The organism is Sphingopyxis sp. BE235, assembly GCF_031457175.1.
GTDB lineage: Bacteria > Pseudomonadota > Alphaproteobacteria > Sphingomonadales > Sphingomonadaceae > Sphingopyxis.
Genome location: NZ_JAVDWC010000003.1, coordinates 513,520 through 530,296 on the forward strand (window position 1 = coordinate 513,520; position 16,777 = coordinate 530,296).

Below are 16,777 nucleotides of genomic sequence, written 5' to 3' on the forward strand. Positions count from 1 at the left end.
TCTCCAATTATCAGCGCCCAAATGAAAAGGGGCGGCCCGCGGGCCGCCCCTTTCTCATGCAGCCTGTGTCAGCGCTGCTGCGGGTTCTGGCGGCCCTGATCGGGACGCTGGTCGCTGCCGGGCTGGCGGTTCTGGCCGCCCTGCTGCTGTTGCTGGCGGCGCTGTTCTTCGTCGCGGTCCGCCTGCGGTTTCTTTTCATTCGGTTGGTTGGGGGTGTTAGCCACTTTCCATCTCCTTTTGCCGCTTAAAACATAGTCATGCGGCATGGGGTCAACCCGTCCCACCAAGCCGATGTTCCGCCACTCGTCGCATTTTCGCCGGGCCGTGGCGGTTGCGCGACAAGGCCAGCGAACATCTTCGCGGCTGCGGCGTTGTAATCGGACCACTCAATCACTGAATTCACCTTATTCGTTTAGGTCGATTGGCCGGCGCGGCCTATCCTCCCCTGGTCAGAGCGAAAGGATGGTGTGACCGACTCGGTGCTTGCCTGCGCCGAAACCACCCGGCGACCTTGAAGTCGTCGGCTCGTCATGCGCCGGTCATCCGGCCGCGTCAGCATTCCCAAACCATAAAAGGCCCAAACCATAAAAGGAGAGACTGCATGAACGACCCCACCCCCATCGATCCCGCGGGCGGCTGCCCGGTTCACCAGCCCGGCGGCGCGCGTGCGCTGCTCGGCCGCACCAACAAGGACTGGTGGCCCGAGATGCTGGCGACCGAGATCCTCAACCCCAATGGTCCGTCGAATCCGCTGGGCGACGATTTCGATTATGCCGCTGCGTTCAAGTCGCTCGACTATCAGGCGCTGAAGGCCGACCTGACCGCGCTGATGACCGATAGCCAGCCTTGGTGGCCGGCCGACTATGGCCATTATGGACCCTTCTTCATCCGCATGGCGTGGCACGCCGCGGGCACCTATCGCACCGCCGACGGCCGCGGCGGCGCGAACAGCGGGCAACAGCGCTTTGCGCCGCTCGACAGCTGGCCCGACAATGGCAATCTCGACAAGGCGCGCCGCCTGCTGTGGCCGATCAAGCAGAAATACGGCAACAAGATCAGCTGGGCCGACCTGTTCATCCTCGCCGGCAATGTCGCGATCGAAAGCATGGGCGGCCCGGTGTTCGGCTTCGGCGGCGGCCGCGCCGACGTGTTCGAGCCCGAGCGCGACATTTATTGGGGCAGCGAAGACAAATGGGTGAATCAGGGCGTGCAGACGCGCATCGCCCCCGAACATGGCTTCCACGAGATCGAAGGCCCGCTCGCCGCGATCCAGATGGGGCTGATCTACGTCAATCCCGAAGGGCCGCAGGGCAATTCGCACGACAATGAAGGCATGGCGCGCGACATGAAGGAAACCTTCGCGCGGATGGCGATGAACGACGAGGAAACCGTCGCGCTGACCGCTGGCGGCCATACGTTCGGCAAGGCGCACGGCAACGGCGACGCGTCGCTGCTCGGCGCCGCGCCCTCGGGCGGCGACCTCGCCGCGCAGGGCTTTGGCTGGGTCAGCGGCCATGAGAGCGGCGGCATCGGCGAACATACCGTCACCAGCGGCCTCGAAGGCGCGTGGACGAACACGCCCGACAAATGGACCGACAATTTCTTCCGCCTGCTGTTCGACTATGATTACGAACTGGTGCAGTCGCCGGCGGGCGCCAACCAGTGGCAGCCGATCGGCCAGAAGGAAGAGGATATGGCCCCCGCGGCCTGGGATCCGAACATCAAGGTCCCGACGATGATGACGACCGCCGACATGGCGCTGAAGCGCGATCCGGCGTACCGCAAGATCAGCGAAAAATTCCGCGACGACCATGACGCGTTCCGGGATGCCTTCGCGCGCGCCTGGTTCAAGCTGACCCACCGCGACATGGGACCCAAGATCCGTTACCTCGGCCCCGAAGTCCCCGCCGAGGACCTGATCTGGCAGGACCCGATCCCCGCGGGCACCCGCCCATCGGACGCCGATGTTGCGGCGGTGAAGGACAAGATCGCCAACAGCGGCCTGACCGTCAGCCAGCTGATCAAGACCGCCTGGGCGTCGGCGAGCACCTATCGCAAGTCCGACTTCCGCGGCGGCGCCAACGGCGCGCGCGTCCGGCTCGCGCCGCAAAAGGATTGGGAGGTCAACGAACCTGCCATGCTCGCCAAGGTGCTGGATACGCTCGACGGGCTGCGCGGCAATCTGTCGATCGCCGATGCGATCGTGCTCGGCGGCGTGGTCGGGCTTGAAAAGGCGATCAAGGATGCGGGCTTTAGCGTCGCGGTGCCCTTCACCGGCGGCCGCGGCGATGCGACCGACGAGCAGACCGACGCCGACAGCTTCGCGGTGATGGAGCCCGAGGCTGACGCCTTCCGCAACTATCTCGGCAAGAAGAAGCTGGCGGTGAAGGTCGAGGAGATGATGCTCGATCGCGCCTCGCTGCTCGGCCTGTCAGTGCCCGAAATGATCGTGCTGATCGGTGGGCTGCGCGTGCTCGGCGCCAATCACGGCGAGCGCGGGCATGGCCATTTCACCAAGCGGTCGGGCCAGCTGACGAACGACTTCTTCGTCAACCTGCTCGACATGACCAATGTGTGGAAGGCGGTCGACGGCTCGGACGATCAGGAATATGTCGCGACCGACCGCAAGGGCGGCGGCGAGACGTGGCGCGCCACCCGCGCCGACCTGATCTTCGGCTCCAACGCCGAACTCCGCGCGGTCGCCGAGGTCTATGCCGAGACCGGCCATGAAGAGAAGTTCGTGAAGGACTTCGTCAAAGCATGGACCAAGGTGATGAACGCCGACCGTTTCGACCTCGCCTGATCTTCTGGCGCCGCTGTCCCCGCATCATGCCGCGGGGACAGCGGCGGCCGTACAAGACGACGGGTCGCGACCCGCCCCCGGGGACATGGGCCTGGGGGCGGGTCTTTCTTTTTTGGGTGAGGGTGCGGCTCCGCAGCTGATCGACGCAACGCGGCGTTTCACCGCAACCAATGTTAACAATGTCAATTTATCCTTGACGCCGACGCGAGCTGCAACCAATGTTTACGTCGATAACATTGAGTCGGAAAGGACAGGCGGATGAAAACCTTGCTCTACGCTCTCGGACCGATGCTGTTCGACTCGCTCGGCGTGCTCGTCTTTGCGGTGCTGCTGGTCGCCGGTGCGGGGATCGTGCCCGCGACGATTGCGGGCACCGTCGTCGCGCTCGGCGTCGTCGGTTTTGAACTCGCGCGTGGGAAGAAGGTCGCGGCGCTCCAGTGGATCAGCCTGGCCTCGGTGCTTTTCACCGCCGCGGCGACGCTCTTTACGGGCGATCCGCGGTTCGTGATGGCGAAGCCGACGATCGTCTATCTGATCGTCGGGTCGGTGATGCTGCGTCGCGGCTGGCTCAACCGCTATATCTTGCCCGAGCAGTTGGAACTCGTCGGCGATGTCATGGACCGCTTCGGGATGATCTGGGCGGCGCTGATGTTCACGAGCGCGGGGCTGAACCTCGTCATCGCGCTCTTCTTCACCGCATGGTGGCCGCTGTTCATCGGGATATTCCCGCTGGCGTCGAAATTCGGGCTGTTCGCGATCCACATCGCGGTGGTGCATTTCATCGGGCAGGCGCGGCTGCGCCGCCGCGCGGGCGGCGAGCTGCAGCACATTTCGCCCGTCATCCCAGCGAAAGCCGGGATCGCTGGCGGCGTGGAATGACGACAGCGGCTCCAGCTTTCGCTGGGGCGACGTAACCTATTACTCGGCGTCGAGCCCGTAAGCGGTGTGGAGGACGCGCACCGCGAGTTCGGTTTCATCCTCGTCGATCAGCACGCTGACCTTGATCTCGCTGGTCGAGATCGCCTGGATGTTGATGCCGCGGTCGGCCAGCGCGCGGAACATCGTGCTCGCGACACCGGCGTGGCTCTTCATCCCGACGCCGACGACGCTGATTTTCGCGACCTTGTCGTCGCTGATGATGCGGTTGAAGCCGATCTTGTCCTTCGCGGCTTCGAGCAGGTCGATCGAGCGGATGAGGTCGATGGCGGGAACGGTGAAGGTCACGTCGGTCTCGCCCTTTTCGCGGCCGACGTTCTGGATGATCATGTCGACGTTGATCCCGGCCGCGGCGAGCGGGCCGAAGATGTTCGCGACCGCGCCCGGCTTGTCGGGCACGCGCGTGACGATGATCTTCGCTTCATTCTTGTCGTGGGCGATGCCGGTGATCAGCTGCCGTTCCATCTGATGTTCCTCTATTTCCTCGTCGCTGACGATCATCGTGCCTTTTTTGGGAGCCTCGTCGCCCTCGACGAAGCTCGAGAGCACCTGCACGCGCACGCCCTCTTTCATCGCGAGCCCGACCGAGCGGGTCTGGAGCACTTTGGCGCCGACGCTCGCGAGTTCGAGCATTTCCTCATAGGTCACATAGTCGAGCTTGCGCGCACGCGCGACGATGCGCGGGTCGGTCGTGTAGACGCCGTCGACGTCGGTGTAGATGTCGCAGCGGTCGGCCTTGAGCGCCGCCGCCACCGCGACCGCACTCGTGTCGGACCCACCGCGGCCGAGCGTCGAGACGCGGCCGTCGTCCATCAGGCCCTGGAAGCCGGGGATCACCGCGACCTCGCCCTTCGCCATCGCGGCGCCGAGCGCGCCGGTGTCGATGTCGGTGATGCGCGCGCGGGCGTGGGCTTCTTCGGTGCGGATCGGGAGCTGCCAGCCGAGCCAGCTGCGCGCGGGGGTGCCCATCGCCTGCAAGGTCAGCGCGAGCAGGCCGGAGGTGATCTGTTCGCCCGCGGCGACGACGACGTCATATTCGGCGGGGTCGTAGCGCGGGTTCGCCTCGCGGCAGAAACCCACGAGCCGGTCGGTTTCGCCCGCCATCGCCGAGACGACGACCGCGACCTCGTTGCCATTGGCGACTTCGCGCGCGACGAGTTTCGCCACGGTGCGAATCCGCTCGGTGCCCGCCATCGACGTGCCCCCGAATTTCATCACGATCCGCGCCATGTCGCCCCGCTTTCTCAATCTGGTTTCGGCCGCAACTTTTCCGAGCATTTCTGCGGCGCTCGCGCTGTTAGGCAAGGGGGCGGGCGATGGCAAGACCGGCATCGTATGCGCGCGATAGAATTTCTTGCATGGCGCGAGGCACGGTGCCACATCGCAGGGCATGAGTGCCGCCACGATCAACCCGCACGAAGCCGCCCATTTCGGCGCGCTCGCCGCCGACTGGTGGGACCCGCATGGGTCGTCGGCGATGCTGCACAAATTGAATCCGGTGCGGCTGTCGTACATCCGCGACCAGATTGACGCGCATTGGCACGTCGATGCGCGCGAGCGTTATGCGCTGGCGGGCCGCGCCGCGCTCGATGTCGGTTGCGGCGCCGGGCTGCTCGCCGAACCGCTGGCGCGCATGGGCGCGAAGGTGACGGGCGTCGATGCGGCGCCCGAAAATATCGCCGCGGCGCAGGGTCATTCGGCGGGGCAGGGGCTTTCGATCAGCTATTTCGCCGGCGAACTGGCCGCGCTGCCGCCTTCGACCTTCGACCTCGTCACCTCGATGGAAGTCGTCGAGCATGTCACTGACCCCGCGGCTTTTATCGGCGAACTCGCGGCACGGCTCGCGCCCGGCGGGCTGATGATCCTGTCGACCCCCAATCGCACGATGCTGTCAAAGCTGCTGCTCGTCGAGGCGGCGGAGCGCGTCGGCGCAGTGCCGCGCGGGACGCACGACTGGGATCAGTTTCTGAAGCCCGAGGAACTGACGAAGCTGCTCGAAGGCGCGGGGCTGGAGGTCGTCGACCGCACCGGCCTGTCGCCGTCGCCTGCCAAGGGCTTCAAGCTCGGCGGCAGCGAGGCGCTCAACTATCTGGTCGCGGCACGGTGGCCGGGCTGAGCCGCGACCCGCGCGTCGATGCCTATATCGCGAAGGCGCAGCCCTTCGCGCAGCCGATCCTCAATCACCTTCGCGAACTGGTCCACAAATACGCCCCGGGCGCCGAAGAGACGCTGAAATGGGGCGTGCCGGCCTTCGTGCTGAAGGGGCAAAATCTCGCGGGCATGGCGGCGTTCAAGGGCCATGCGACCTTCGGTTTCTGGCGCGACGAGGAGGTCACCGGATCGCCGCGCGATACCGGCGCGATGGGCAGCATGGGACGGCTGGCCTCGCTGGCCGACCTGCCCTCCGACACGGAGATGGCAGCGTTCATAGCCAAGGCGGCGGCGCTCTGTGCCGGGGGCAAGCCGAAACGCCCGGCGCCGAAGCCCAAGGCGGCGCTCGATCTGCCGGCCGATCTCGGCACGGCGCTGAAGGCCAATAGCGCGGCGCAAGGCCATTGGGACGCCTTCTCGCCCGGCAAGCGGCGCGATTATATCGAATGGGTGCTCGAGGCGAAGCGCGAGGAAACGCGCGTCAAACGCATCGAAACGATCGTCGCGCAGGTCGCCGAGGGCAAGGACCGGAACTGGAAATATAAGGGCTGCTAGTTAATCGATCACCCTGCTGAATGCGGGGGAGGGCTTCGTGCGTCGTTGTCCGTCGCGATAGGTTCCATAGGCCATGCAGGCGAGCGCTGGCAGCGACCAGAAGGCACTGGCCGCGAACACGATGAACGGGTTGAGGTTACGGAAAACCAATATGCTCACCGACGCCGCCATACCGACCACTAGAAAGCCGGCAAACCAAATGGGCCAAAAGCGATTTCTCGTTAATGCAAGGTAGAGCGAGTATGTGAAAATCGAAGCATCGATCGGAATGATATAATAAAGGTAGGAAGGAAAGGGAAAATTTGCCTGAATAGCATGGGTTATTATTGATGAAATCAATAGATATAAGCAGAATCTACGCTCGACAGTTTCACCGAAAATCGATGATATGGCGAGCGTAGATAGAAGGTAGAAGTAGAATAATGCTTGTATCATTGAATCCCGTTGAATCTAAGGCGTGATCTGTTCGTTCTGCGCCGCCAGGGACGCTTGGCTCGGGAGGCCGCCGGGGCAGCCGAAGCCGACTTCCCGCAGATTGCTCTTGCTCTGTATCTGCTGAAGCTGGCTAAGAGCCTTAATCAGTTTGGTTCGGCCCGCCACGACTTGTGTCATGCTGTCGGTCACCGCTTCCAGCAATTCTTGCGTCGCGCCTGCCGGCAGATCGGAGGCCGTGGCTGCTTCGACGATGCTGGCCGCCATTCGGGCTTGGGCGAGATAGGTGGCATCCACCGACGCCATCGTTGTCCGCGTATCCGCTGCAACCACGCTCCCGACCCCTTGTTCTATCTTGTGCATCACATGCCTCCTCCATCGATTGGTCATGGATGCTTCCGAAAAATGCTACTTGCTGAACAGCTCAATTACCCCCGCAACGGTTATTGTGATGGCGGCGAACGCCATTGTGGCGGCAATTGCTATCAAGCCGATATGTGTAATCCGGCGCGCCGCCGTTTCCTCATTCGGCGAGCCTCCAAACGGCGGCAGAAAATAGCTGCGCCGCGGCCTTGGATGAGCGGTCATATCGCCGGAATGTTCTGATTCATTGCTGCTGGTTTTTGTTTCGTTCCCGGTGCGGGATTGATCGCCAAATTGCTCCGCCATCTCCAGGATTTGAGCTGCGATGGCGCGCGATGAACAGCCAAGCCTTTCGGTCGCCGCGTTCAGATGATTGTCGACCGTCGACGGAGCAAGCGACAGCAAGCGCCCGATCTCTTTGGAAGTAAGGCCATTTCTGACAAGTATCAGGCATTCACGTTGACGTCCGCTAAGGCGCGCGGCCAGAGCGGCGGCTTCGGGCGGCAAGGGAAAATTCTGCTTCACTTTGGATTCAATTGCTGAGTCGTGGGGCGATGGCCGAGCCTAGTACCTATGCTTAATGCCGCCTAGGCAGATTGGCCGGGTAATTGGTGCCAATGGTGTAACGATATTTGTTGCGTCAATTCGGTACGCAGAACGACACGGCGGATTTGCCATAGCTCCGGAGGGTCATTGGATGCGGGGGCGTGCCAATGGCTGCTTACTGTCCAGTCGGGTGGCGCCGACTGCACCCGCCATTACCCGGTCGTTCAGGATGTGGGTTAGAGAAAGGGGGGCAGCTGCGGATTTAAAAATCCACATCCTCATAATATTTCGGCGGCGTTACGATCTCCATCCGCTCCGCCAGTAGCGGGCGAAAGCTCGGGCGCGACTTCAGGCCCGAATACCAGCCCTTCGTCTGTTCGTGCCCCGTCCAGTCGATCCCGCCGAGATAGTCGGCGACCGAGATATGCGCCGCCGCGGTCAGGTCGGCGAGGCTCATCGTCGCGCCGGCGAGCCAGGTGCGGTGGTCGATGAGATAATCGACATAGTCGAGATGGTTGTTCGCCGCCTTCATCGCCTCGCGCAGCGCGCCGCCGTCGGGCGGCTGGCGGTGGACGATGCGCTTTTGCATCCGTTCGAACAGCAGGGGGCCGGTGACTTCATAATAGAAGTCGTGATCGAACCATGACGTCAGCCGGCGGATCTCGGCGCGGTTCGCCGCGGTGCCGTTGATCATCGCCTTGCCTTCGACGGTTTCCTCGAAATATTCGGCGATAGCCATGCTGTCCATCAGCACCTGGCCGCGCGCCTGATCGACCATCACCGGGGTGCGCCCCGCCGGGTTCAGATCGATGAACTCGTCGCGGCGCTCCCACGGCGATTCGCGCACCAATTCATAACCGACGCCCTTTTCGCCCAGCAAAAGGCGAACCTTGCGCGAAAAGGGACAGAGCGGGAATTGATAGAGTTGCCACATGCATCTGGCATAGCGGCAGCGGGGCGCCGCGTGCAACGCCTATGGCGCGCGCCGGCCCAGCGATTGTGGATTAAGCGTCAGCGGCGCGATGCCTCGCGCTCGCGTTCCCATTGCGCCGCGAAGTCGCGCGCCATGTCCTTGAGCACCGGCGCATAAGCCGCGAGCGCCGAGGCGGCGTGCCCCGCCATGCGCGTGCTCGCGCGGACGTCGGCGCCCATGCGCTCGGCATATTCGGGGTCGCGGCCGGTCACCTCGCCCAGCGTAGCATCGGGCGGGATATAGGCGGCGTCGGATTCGGGATCGATCTGCGCCACGGCCTTCGCGAGCGGGCCGACCTGCATTTGCATCAGCGCGCCCACCATCGCCGTGATCGTGTCGGCCATCCGGTCCTGCGTCACGGGGTCGTTGAGCGTCGCAACGGCGCCACGCATTTCCTGGGCGGCCGCCGGCAGCGGCGCAGCGAGCGCGAGCAGGGGGAGGGCGATCAGCGTGAAACGGGTCATGGCTCCATCCTTTCAAAGGACGTCAGGTTCAGCAAAGCGGCGTTTATAGGGAAGCGACGCTTTCGCTGCGGTGAACGCGTTTGACGCTTGCGATAAGCCGCGACACCAGCGCGATAGACGGTCCTCCCTGTCGCGTAGCGATGGGGAGGTGGCAGCGCGAAGCGCTGACGGAGGGGCTTTTGGCGCAACGTCGCTGCCCCTCCACCACCGCCTGCGGCGGCGGTCCCCCTCCCCATCGCTGCGCGACAGGGAGGATTTGACTACTATTCCGCCGCCACCACCTCGGCTTGCGTCTCGCTCAGCGGATGCGCGAGGCGGGTCAGCATTTCCTTCGGGCAAACCTGCCAGAACTGGCCCTGCCAGCGCTCCCAGTCGGCGAGGACTTCGCTCGACCATTTGCTGCCGGTGGCCTTGGCGTGGTCCTCGACAAGTTCCTTCAGCACGCCTTCCCAATGCGCGCTGTCGATCCGTTGCCATACGATCGATTCGGCGTTGGCGCGGCGTTCGAACTGGCCGTCGGTGTCGAGGATGAACGCCATACCGCCGGTCATGCCCGCGCCGAAGTTCGACCCGACAGGGCCGAGGATCACCGCGGTGCCGCCGGTCATATATTCGCAGCCGTTGGCACCGCAGCCCTCGACGACGACCTTCGCGCCCGAGTTGCGGACCGCGAAGCGTTCGCCCGCCTGGCCCGCCGCGAGCAGGGTGCCCGCGGTCGCGCCATAAAGCACGGTGTTGCCGATGATGCTGTTGTGCTGGCTGACGAGCGGGCTCGACACGGTGGGGCGCACGACGATGCGGCCGCCCGAGAGGCCCTTGCCGACATAGTCGTTCGCGTCGCCGAACACTTCGAGCGTGATGCCCTGGCACAGGAAAGCGCCCAAGGACTGGCCCGCGGTGCCGCGCAGGCGCACCTGCACATGATTGTCGGCGAGCCCCTTCATTCCGAAGCGCGCGGTGACCTCGGCCGATAGTCGCGTGCCGACGGCGCGGTGCGTGTTGCGGACGTTGTAGGTGAGCTGCATGCGCTCGCCACGCTCGAACAGGGGCTTCGCGTCATTGAGGATCTGCGCGTCGAGGCTGTCGGGCACCGGGTTGCGGAAGCTCGGGCCTTGCGAACGGCGCTGATCGTCGGGCGCGTCGACCTTGGCGAGGATCGGGTTCAGGTCGAGGTCGTCGAGATGTTCGGCGCCGCGGCTGACCTGACGCAGCAATTCGGTGCGGCCGATCACCTCGTCGAGGCTGCGGCAGCCGAGCTTCGCGAGGATTTCGCGCACCTCCTCGGCGATGAAGGTCATCAGGTTGATGACCTTCTCGGGCGAGCCGGTGAACTTCTGGCGCAGCTTCTCGTCCTGCGTGCAGACGCCGACGGGGCAGGTGTTCGAATGGCACTGGCGCACCATGATGCAGCCCATCGCGACGAGGCTGAGCGTCCCGATGCCATATTCCTCGGCGCCCAGGATCGCGGCGATCACGATGTCGCGCCCGGTCTTGAGCCCGCCGTCGGTGCGGAGGCGGATGCGGTGGCGCAGGCCGTTGAGGGTGAGGACCTGATTGACTTCGGACAGGCCCATTTCCCACGGCGTGCCGGCGTATTTGACGCTGGTTTGCGGCGAGGCGCCGGTGCCGCCGGTGTTGCCGGCGACGAGGATGACGTCGGCGTGCGCCTTGGCGACGCCCGCCGCGACGGTGCCGATGCCCGCCGAACTGACGAGCTTGACGCAGACGCGCGCCTTCGGGTTGATCTGCTTCAGGTCGTAGATGAGCTGCGCGAGATCCTCGATCGAATAGATGTCGTGGTGCGGCGGCGGGCTGATCAATGTCACGCCGGGCGTCGCATGGCGCAGCCGCGCGATGAACTCGGTGACCTTGAAGCCCGGAAGCTGGCCGCCTTCGCCGGGCTTGGCGCCTTGTGCGACCTTGATCTCGATCTCGTCGCACGCGCCGAGATATTCGGCGGTCACGCCGAAACGGCCGCTCGCGATCTGCTTGATGTTGCTGTTGGCGTTGTCGCCGTTCGCATAGGGGCGATAGCGTTCGCTCGCTTCGCCGCCTTCGCCCGACACCGCTTTCGCGCCGATGCGGTTCATCGCGATCGCCAGCGTCTCATGCGCCTCGGGCGAGAGTGCACCCAAGGACATGCCGGGGGTGACGAAGCGCTTGCGGATCTCGGTGATCGCCTCGACGCTGTCGAGCGCGACGCCTTGCGCCGGATAGTTGAACTCCATCAGGTCGCGCAGATAGATCGGCGGCAGGTCGGCGACCCCGCGCGCGAATTGCAGATAGGTCGAATAGCTGTCGGTCGCGACCGCGGTCTGCAGAAGGTGCATCAGCTGCGCCGAATAGGCGTGCGCCTCGCCGCCCGCGCGCTGGCGATAGAAACCGCCGATCGGCAGCGTGGTGACGCGCTTGTCGAACGCCGCGCTATGCTTGTCGGTCGCGTTGATGAAGAGCGACTGATAACCTTCGCCCGAGATCTTTGCCGGCATGCCGGGGAACAGGTCGTTGACGAGCGCGCGCGACAGGCCGACCGCCTCGAAATTATAGCCGCCGCGATAGGAGGAGATCACCGCGATCCCCATTTTGGCGAGGATCTTGAGCAGCCCGTCGTCGATCGCCTTGCGGAAACGCAGGCGGCAGTCGTCGAGGCTCAGCTCGCCGAACAGCCCGCGCGCCTGACGGTCGGCGATCGCCGCTTCGGTCAGATAGGCGTGGACGGTCGTCGCGCCGACGCCGACGAGCACCGCGAAGGCGTGGGTGTCCAGAACCTCGGCCGAACGGACGTTGATCGAGGCGTAGCTTCGCAGTCCCTTGCGGACGAGATGCGTGTGGACTGCGGCGGCGGCGAGGACCATCGCCATGCCGACGCGGCCTTCGCCGATCGACTGGTCGCTCAGGAACAGTTCGGAGCGTCCCGCACGCACCGCATCCTCGGCCTCGCGGCGGACGCGCGCGATCGCCTCGCGCAGCGTCGACGCATCGCCGCCCGCGGCGAAGGTGCAGTCGATGTCGGCGACCGCATCGCCGAAATAGGCGCGGAGGCGATCCCAGTCGTCGCCGACGAGCACGGGGCTGTCGATCACGAGGACGTGGTCGCTCTGCCCCTTTTCATCGAGGATGTTCGCGAGGTTGGCGAAGCGCGTCTTCAGGCTCATCACATGCCGTTCGCGCAGGCTGTCGATCGGCGGGTTGGTGACCTGGCTGAAATTCTGGCGGAAGAATTGCGCGACGTGGCGCGGCTTGTCGGAGATGACCGCGAGCGGCGTATCGTCGCCCATCGAGCCGATCGCTTCCTTGGCGTCCTCGACCATCGGCGAGAGGATCAGTTCCATGTCCTCCATGGTCAGTCCCGCGGCGACCTGACGGCGCAGCAGTTCGCTCCGGTCCCATTGCGGCAGGCTCGCCTTGCCGCCCTTGGGCAGGTCGGCCATCGTGCGGAAACCCTTGACGCGCGAGCGATAATCCTGCGCGTCGGCGATCTTGTCCTTGATCGCGAGGTCTTCGTAGAGCGTGCCGTCGTCGAGATCGACCGCGATCATCTGACCCGGGCCGAGGCGGCCCTTCTTGCGGATGCTCGCCTCGGGCAGCAGCACCATGCCGCTTTCGGACCCGACGACGAGCAGATTGTCGGCGGTCAGCGTGTAGCGCAGCGGGCGCAGCGCGTTGCGGTCCATGCCCGCGACCGCCCAGCGGCCGTCGGTCATCGCGAGCGCGGCAGGGCCGTCCCACGGCTCCATGACGCTGGCGAGGTAGGAGTACATCGCGCGGTGGTTGTCGGGGACGTCGCATTCGGTCGTCCACGCCTCGGGGACGAGGATCAGCTTCGCGGTCGGCGCGTCGCGGCCGGCGCGGCACAAAGCCTCGAACACCGCGTCGAGTGCGGCGGTGTCCGACGCGCCCGCGGGGATCACCGGCTTGATGTCTTCCGAATGCTCGCCGAATGCGAGGCTCGCCATCTTGATCTCGTGGCTCTTCATCCAGTTCTTGTTGCCGCGGATCGTGTTGATTTCGCCATTATGCGCGAGGCAGCGGAACGGCTGCGCCAGCCACCATTGCGGGAAGGTGTTCGTCGAATAGCGCTGGTGGAAGATCGCGACGCGGCTCTCGAACAGCTTGTTCGTGAGGTCGGGGAAGAAGTCCGCAAGGCTCTCGGCAAGGAACAGGCCCTTGTAGATGATCGAGCGCGCCGACAGGCTGCAGATATAGAAGTCGGCGATCTGCGCCGCGATGACCTTTTTCTCGATCCGGCGGCGGACGAGATAGAGCTGCTTTTCGAACTCGGCGATCGACTGTTCGTCGGGCAGGGGGCCCGCGATCATGATCTGCTCGATCTCGGGGCGCGTGCGCTGCGCCTTGTCGCCGATCACCGACACGTCGACGGGCACCTGGCGCCAGCCATAGATGGTGAAGCCCGCGTCGATGATCTCGGCCTCGACGATCGTGCGGCATTCTTCCTGCGCGCCCAAATCGGTGCGCGGCAGGAAGACCATGCCGACGGCGAGACGGTTCGGGCGCACCTTATGCCCCGACGCGGCGATCGCATCGTCGAAGAAGCGGACGGGCAGGTCGACATGGATGCCCGCCCCATCCCCGGTCTTGCCGTCGGCGTCGACCGCGCCGCGGTGCCACACGGCACGCAGGGCTTCGATCGCCGCCTCGACGACGCGGCGCGACGGCTTGCCGTCGGTCGCCGCGACCATGCCGACGCCGCAGGCATCGGATTCCATGTCGGGGCGATACATGCCTTCGGCTTCGAGCCGCGCGTGATCGGGGGTGGGATAGTGGGTCATCATTGTCGTCCTGACGGGTAGGTGTCTAGTTGTTGGGCAGTTTTGAACGCTTGCTCGCATTCGCCTCCGCTTCCTCGGCGGCTTGCTGCGCGGCGAGCGAGGCATTTTCGTAAGCGGTTTCGAGTTCCTCGACGCGCTTCAGGTCGGCGGCCGACCAGTTGCCGCGGTCATAGGCGGGGTCAACGACCGCAGCGTCCACGGCTTCGGCGGCGGCAGCTGCAGTCGCCACATCGGCAGCCGCAGCATCGGCAGCCGCATCGACAGCATAATCGTCGGCAGCTTCAACCGCGACCGCCTCGGTCGCTTCGACGGCATCGTCGGTCGCGCTGTTCCACTGGTCGCGCTGTTCCTTCAGCAGCTTCACATCGACCTTCATCAGCTTGGCAAGCTTGGCGAGTTCCTTGTCGTCGAAGTCGGAGAGCTGCTTTTCCTTCGGCAGATCCTTGAAATCCTTCTCGAGTTCGGGCGCGCGGTCGATGAATTTGGTGATCAGCGGCGGCACCGCCTTGATCACCGCGAGCATCACCTCGGGATCGGCCTGCAGCGCCATCCATTCATTGGCGTAGAGTGTGCCGGTGGGCGTCGCGAGGAAGCCGTTGATGTCGGTGAGCTGCGCGCCGGTGAACTTGCGCGCATAGGCTTTGGCGAGGCCGCTCCGCATCGGCGGTTCCATGTCGCCCAGCACTTCGCTGATCAGCGGCTTGATCACCTTGGTGATCTGGTCTTCGCGTTCCTTGCGGTGCGGGTCGAACATGTCGGCGACCTTGGCCTTCGTCGCTTCGTCGAGCTTGGCGATCTGTTCGCTTTCGACGCCGGTCTGGATCGAGAGCATCAGGTCCGACTGGCCGCCGAACTCGCCCATGATCGTCTTGAACATCTTGCCGTAGAGATTGTCGACCATCTTCTCGATGCTGCCGGCGGGGATCAGCGCGGCGGTCGTCTGCTCTGCGAGCGTCAGGCGGGCAGGGTCGATCGGCGGCAGGCTGCTCGTGTCGAACATTTTTTCGACGAGCGCGATCGCCTCGTCCATTTCCTTCTGCATCTTCGCCTTGGCCTCGGCGGCAGCGGCTTCGCTGTCGTACGGGGCGGCGGTCTCATCCTCGACGGGCGCCGCGACGACCTCGGCGACCGGCGCTTCCTTCTGCGCGGCATGGGCGGATGCGCCCAGCGGCAGCATCGCGGCAGCACCGGCAAGCAGGATCGATTGGAACGACGGCATCATATATTTCCTTCCCTGTTGGTCATGCCGCCTTCTTTTCGCTTTTCGCTTTGGCTTTCAACCACTTTGCCATCTGTTCGCTGACGTCGCGTCCGTCGCGGATGCCCCAGACGACCAGGCTGGCACCGCGCACGATGTCGCCCGCCGCGAAAACGCCCGGCAGGCTGGTCATCATCGTCTGGTGATCGACGCGCAAAGTGCCCCAACGCGTGACCGACAGGTCGGGCGAGCCGAACAGGTGCGGCAGCTCTTCGGGGTCGAAGCCCAGCGCCTTGATCACCATGTCGGCGGGCACGTCGAACTTGCGGCCGGGGTCGGCTTCGGGGCTGCGGCGCCCGCTCGCGTCGGGCGCGCCGAGGCGCATGCCCGCAACCGCGACCTCTTTCACATGCTTGTCGGCGGTGAAGCTTTCGGGTGCCGAGAGCCAGACGAATTCGACGCCTTCCTCCTCGGCATTTGCGACCTCGCGCTGCGACCCCGGCATATTCTCGCGGTCGCGGCGATAGAGGCACTTCACCGACTTCGCGCCCTGGCGCACCGCGGTGCGGACGCAGTCCATCGCGGTGTCGCCGCCGCCGATGACGACGACATGCTTGTCCTTGGCATCGAGGCGGCCGTCGTCGAACGCCGGAACCGCGTCGCCAAAGCTCTTGCGGTTCGACGCGATCAGATAGTCGAGCGCGGCGATCACGCCGTCGGCGGCATTGCCCGGCACGTTGATCTCGCGCGCCTTGTAGACGCCCGTCGCGATCAGGATCGCGTCATGCTTCTGGCGCAGCGCATCGAGCGTCGCGTCTTCGCCGACCGCGAAGCCGAGGTGGAAATGAATGCCGCCCTCGACCAGCCGGTCGATGCGGCGCATCACGACATCCTTCTCCAGCTTGAAGCCGGGGATGCCATAAGTGAGCAGCCCGCCGGCGCGGTCGTGGCGGTCATAGACATGGACCTCGTGCCCCGCGGCGCGCAGATATTCGGCGGCAGTGAGGCCCGCAGGCCCGGCGCCGATGACGCCGACCGACTGGCCGGTCGCGGCGCCCGCGTGCAGCGGCTCGACCCAGCCCTCGGCCCAGGCGGTGTCAGTGATATATTTCTCGACGCTGCCGATCGTCACCGCGCCATGGCCCGAAAATTCGATCACGCAATTGCCTTCGCACAGGCGATCCTGCGGGCAGATGCGGCCGCAGATCTCGGGCATCGTCGATGTCGCGTTGCTGAGCTCATAGGCTTCGCGCAGGCGGCCCTCGGCGGTCAGGCGCAGCCAGTCGGGAATATGGTTGTGGAGCGGGCAATGCACCGAGCAATAGGGCACGCCGCACTGCGAGCAGCGCGCCGCCTGTGCGTCGGCGTCGGGCGCGGCGTAGCGCTCGGCGATCTCGCGAAAGTCGCGCGCGCGTTCTTCGGCGGAGCGCTTGTCCGGATAGGATTGTTCACGCTCCACAAACTGGAGCATGCGATCGGAAGCCATGCAATATCCCCTTCGTTGAGAGGCGAATTGCATGGGCGAAATTGGCCTGTCACGACCAAATTGCGAGTTAGGACAGTATT

Annotated in this window: 14 protein-coding genes; 4 read left to right on the forward strand and 10 right to left on the reverse strand. The window is 64.8% G+C overall.

What is annotated here, in order from left to right; genetic code table 11:
- Positions 1-68 precede the first annotated feature (68 nt).
- Positions 69-224 (reverse strand): hypothetical protein, encoded by a 156-nt coding sequence (locus J2X38_RS16045; RefSeq protein ID WP_156419693.1) that lies wholly within the window; start codon positions 222-224, stop codon positions 69-71.
- Between the two features lie 377 nt (positions 225-601).
- Here J2X38_RS16045 and katG point away from each other — a divergent pair, with 377 nt between their 5' ends.
- Together katG and J2X38_RS16055 are read left to right on the forward strand one after the other, a co-directional pair.
- Positions 602-2,803 (forward strand): catalase/peroxidase HPI, encoded by a 2,202-nt coding sequence (gene katG / locus J2X38_RS16050; RefSeq protein ID WP_310255405.1) that lies wholly within the window; start codon positions 602-604, stop codon positions 2,801-2,803.
- A gap of 258 nt (positions 2,804-3,061) precedes the next feature.
- Complete coding sequence (locus tag J2X38_RS16055) at positions 3,062-3,682, forward strand: inner membrane-spanning protein YciB (RefSeq protein ID WP_082639823.1); 621 nt, start codon at positions 3,062-3,064, stop codon at positions 3,680-3,682.
- 39 nt (positions 3,683-3,721) lie between these two features.
- Here J2X38_RS16055 and J2X38_RS16060 read toward each other — a convergent pair whose 3' ends face one another.
- Positions 3,722-4,969 carry an aspartate kinase gene (locus tag J2X38_RS16060; protein WP_310255408.1) on the reverse strand — a complete coding sequence of 416 codons (1,248 nt, stop codon included), beginning with the start codon at positions 4,967-4,969 and terminating at the stop codon, positions 3,722-3,724.
- Positions 4,970-5,129: 160 nt separating this feature from the next.
- Here J2X38_RS16060 and ubiG point away from each other — a divergent pair, with 160 nt between their 5' ends.
- Both ubiG and J2X38_RS16070 read left to right on the forward strand, forming a co-directional pair.
- Entirely contained in the window at positions 5,130-5,855 is a 726-nt protein-coding gene (gene ubiG, locus J2X38_RS16065) for a bifunctional 2-polyprenyl-6-hydroxyphenol methylase/3-demethylubiquinol 3-O-methyltransferase UbiG (RefSeq protein WP_310255410.1), read from the forward strand.
- On the forward strand, positions 5,843-6,445 hold the full coding sequence (locus tag J2X38_RS16070; protein WP_310255412.1) for a YdeI/OmpD-associated family protein: 603 nt from the start codon (positions 5,843-5,845) through the stop codon (positions 6,443-6,445). Before ubiG ends, J2X38_RS16070 begins: the two co-directional genes overlap by 13 nt.
- Here J2X38_RS16070 and J2X38_RS16075 read toward each other — a convergent pair whose 3' ends face one another.
- From J2X38_RS16075 to J2X38_RS16110, 8 genes are all read right to left on the reverse strand, one after another.
- Positions 6,446-6,604, reverse strand: coding sequence for a hypothetical protein (locus tag J2X38_RS16075; RefSeq protein ID WP_156419692.1), 159 nt, complete (start codon positions 6,602-6,604; stop codon positions 6,446-6,448).
- 291 nt (positions 6,605-6,895) lie between these two features.
- Positions 6,896-7,240, reverse strand: a complete 345-nt coding sequence (locus J2X38_RS16080) for a hypothetical protein (protein WP_058537167.1) — start codon at positions 7,238-7,240, stop codon at positions 6,896-6,898.
- A gap of 45 nt (positions 7,241-7,285) precedes the next feature.
- Positions 7,286-7,765 (reverse strand): helix-turn-helix transcriptional regulator, encoded by a 480-nt coding sequence (locus tag J2X38_RS16085; RefSeq protein WP_310255415.1) that lies wholly within the window; start codon positions 7,763-7,765, stop codon positions 7,286-7,288.
- 283 nt (positions 7,766-8,048) lie between these two features.
- Entirely contained in the window at positions 8,049-8,720 is a 672-nt protein-coding gene (locus J2X38_RS16090; protein WP_058537165.1) for a glutathione S-transferase family protein, read from the reverse strand.
- A 77-nt stretch (positions 8,721-8,797) separates the two neighbouring features.
- Positions 8,798-9,223, reverse strand: a complete 426-nt coding sequence (locus J2X38_RS16095) for a hypothetical protein (protein ID WP_310255417.1) — start codon at positions 9,221-9,223, stop codon at positions 8,798-8,800.
- A gap of 263 nt (positions 9,224-9,486) precedes the next feature.
- Positions 9,487-14,016, reverse strand: coding sequence for a glutamate synthase large subunit (gene gltB, locus J2X38_RS16100; protein WP_058537163.1), 4,530 nt, complete (start codon positions 14,014-14,016; stop codon positions 9,487-9,489).
- A gap of 22 nt (positions 14,017-14,038) precedes the next feature.
- Positions 14,039-15,232, reverse strand: coding sequence for a DUF2059 domain-containing protein (locus tag J2X38_RS16105; RefSeq protein WP_231744497.1), 1,194 nt, complete (start codon positions 15,230-15,232; stop codon positions 14,039-14,041).
- A 22-nt stretch (positions 15,233-15,254) separates the two neighbouring features.
- Positions 15,255-16,697 carry an NAD(P)-dependent oxidoreductase gene (locus tag J2X38_RS16110; RefSeq protein WP_058537161.1) on the reverse strand — a complete coding sequence of 481 codons (1,443 nt, stop codon included), beginning with the start codon at positions 16,695-16,697 and terminating at the stop codon, positions 15,255-15,257.
- Between the last annotated feature and the right edge of the window lie 80 nt (positions 16,698-16,777).

Excerpts from the sequence above, each read along its gene's own strand:
- gltB (WP_058537163.1), bottom strand. The coding sequence starts at position 14,016 with ATGATGACCCACTATCCCACCCCCGATCACGCGCGGCTCGAAGCCGAA.
- J2X38_RS16095 (WP_310255417.1), bottom strand. The coding sequence starts at position 9,223 with ATGACCCGTTTCACGCTGATCGCCCTCCCCCTGCTCGCGCTCGCTGCG.
- J2X38_RS16060 (WP_310255408.1), bottom strand. The coding sequence starts at position 4,969 with ATGGCGCGGATCGTGATGAAATTCGGGGGCACGTCGATGGCGGGCACC.
- J2X38_RS16110 (WP_058537161.1), bottom strand. The coding sequence starts at position 16,697 with ATGGCTTCCGATCGCATGCTCCAGTTTGTGGAGCGTGAACAATCCTAT.
- ubiG (WP_310255410.1), top strand. The coding sequence starts at position 5,130 with ATGAGTGCCGCCACGATCAACCCGCACGAAGCCGCCCATTTCGGCGCG.
- J2X38_RS16080 (WP_058537167.1), bottom strand. The coding sequence starts at position 7,240 with ATGCACAAGATAGAACAAGGGGTCGGGAGCGTGGTTGCAGCGGATACG.
- J2X38_RS16090 (WP_058537165.1), bottom strand. The coding sequence starts at position 8,720 with ATGTGGCAACTCTATCAATTCCCGCTCTGTCCCTTTTCGCGCAAGGTT.
- J2X38_RS16105 (WP_231744497.1), bottom strand. The coding sequence starts at position 15,232 with ATGCCGTCGTTCCAATCGATCCTGCTTGCCGGTGCTGCCGCGATGCTG.
- J2X38_RS16055 (WP_082639823.1), top strand. The coding sequence starts at position 3,062 with ATGAAAACCTTGCTCTACGCTCTCGGACCGATGCTGTTCGACTCGCTC.
- katG (WP_310255405.1), top strand. The coding sequence starts at position 602 with ATGAACGACCCCACCCCCATCGATCCCGCGGGCGGCTGCCCGGTTCAC.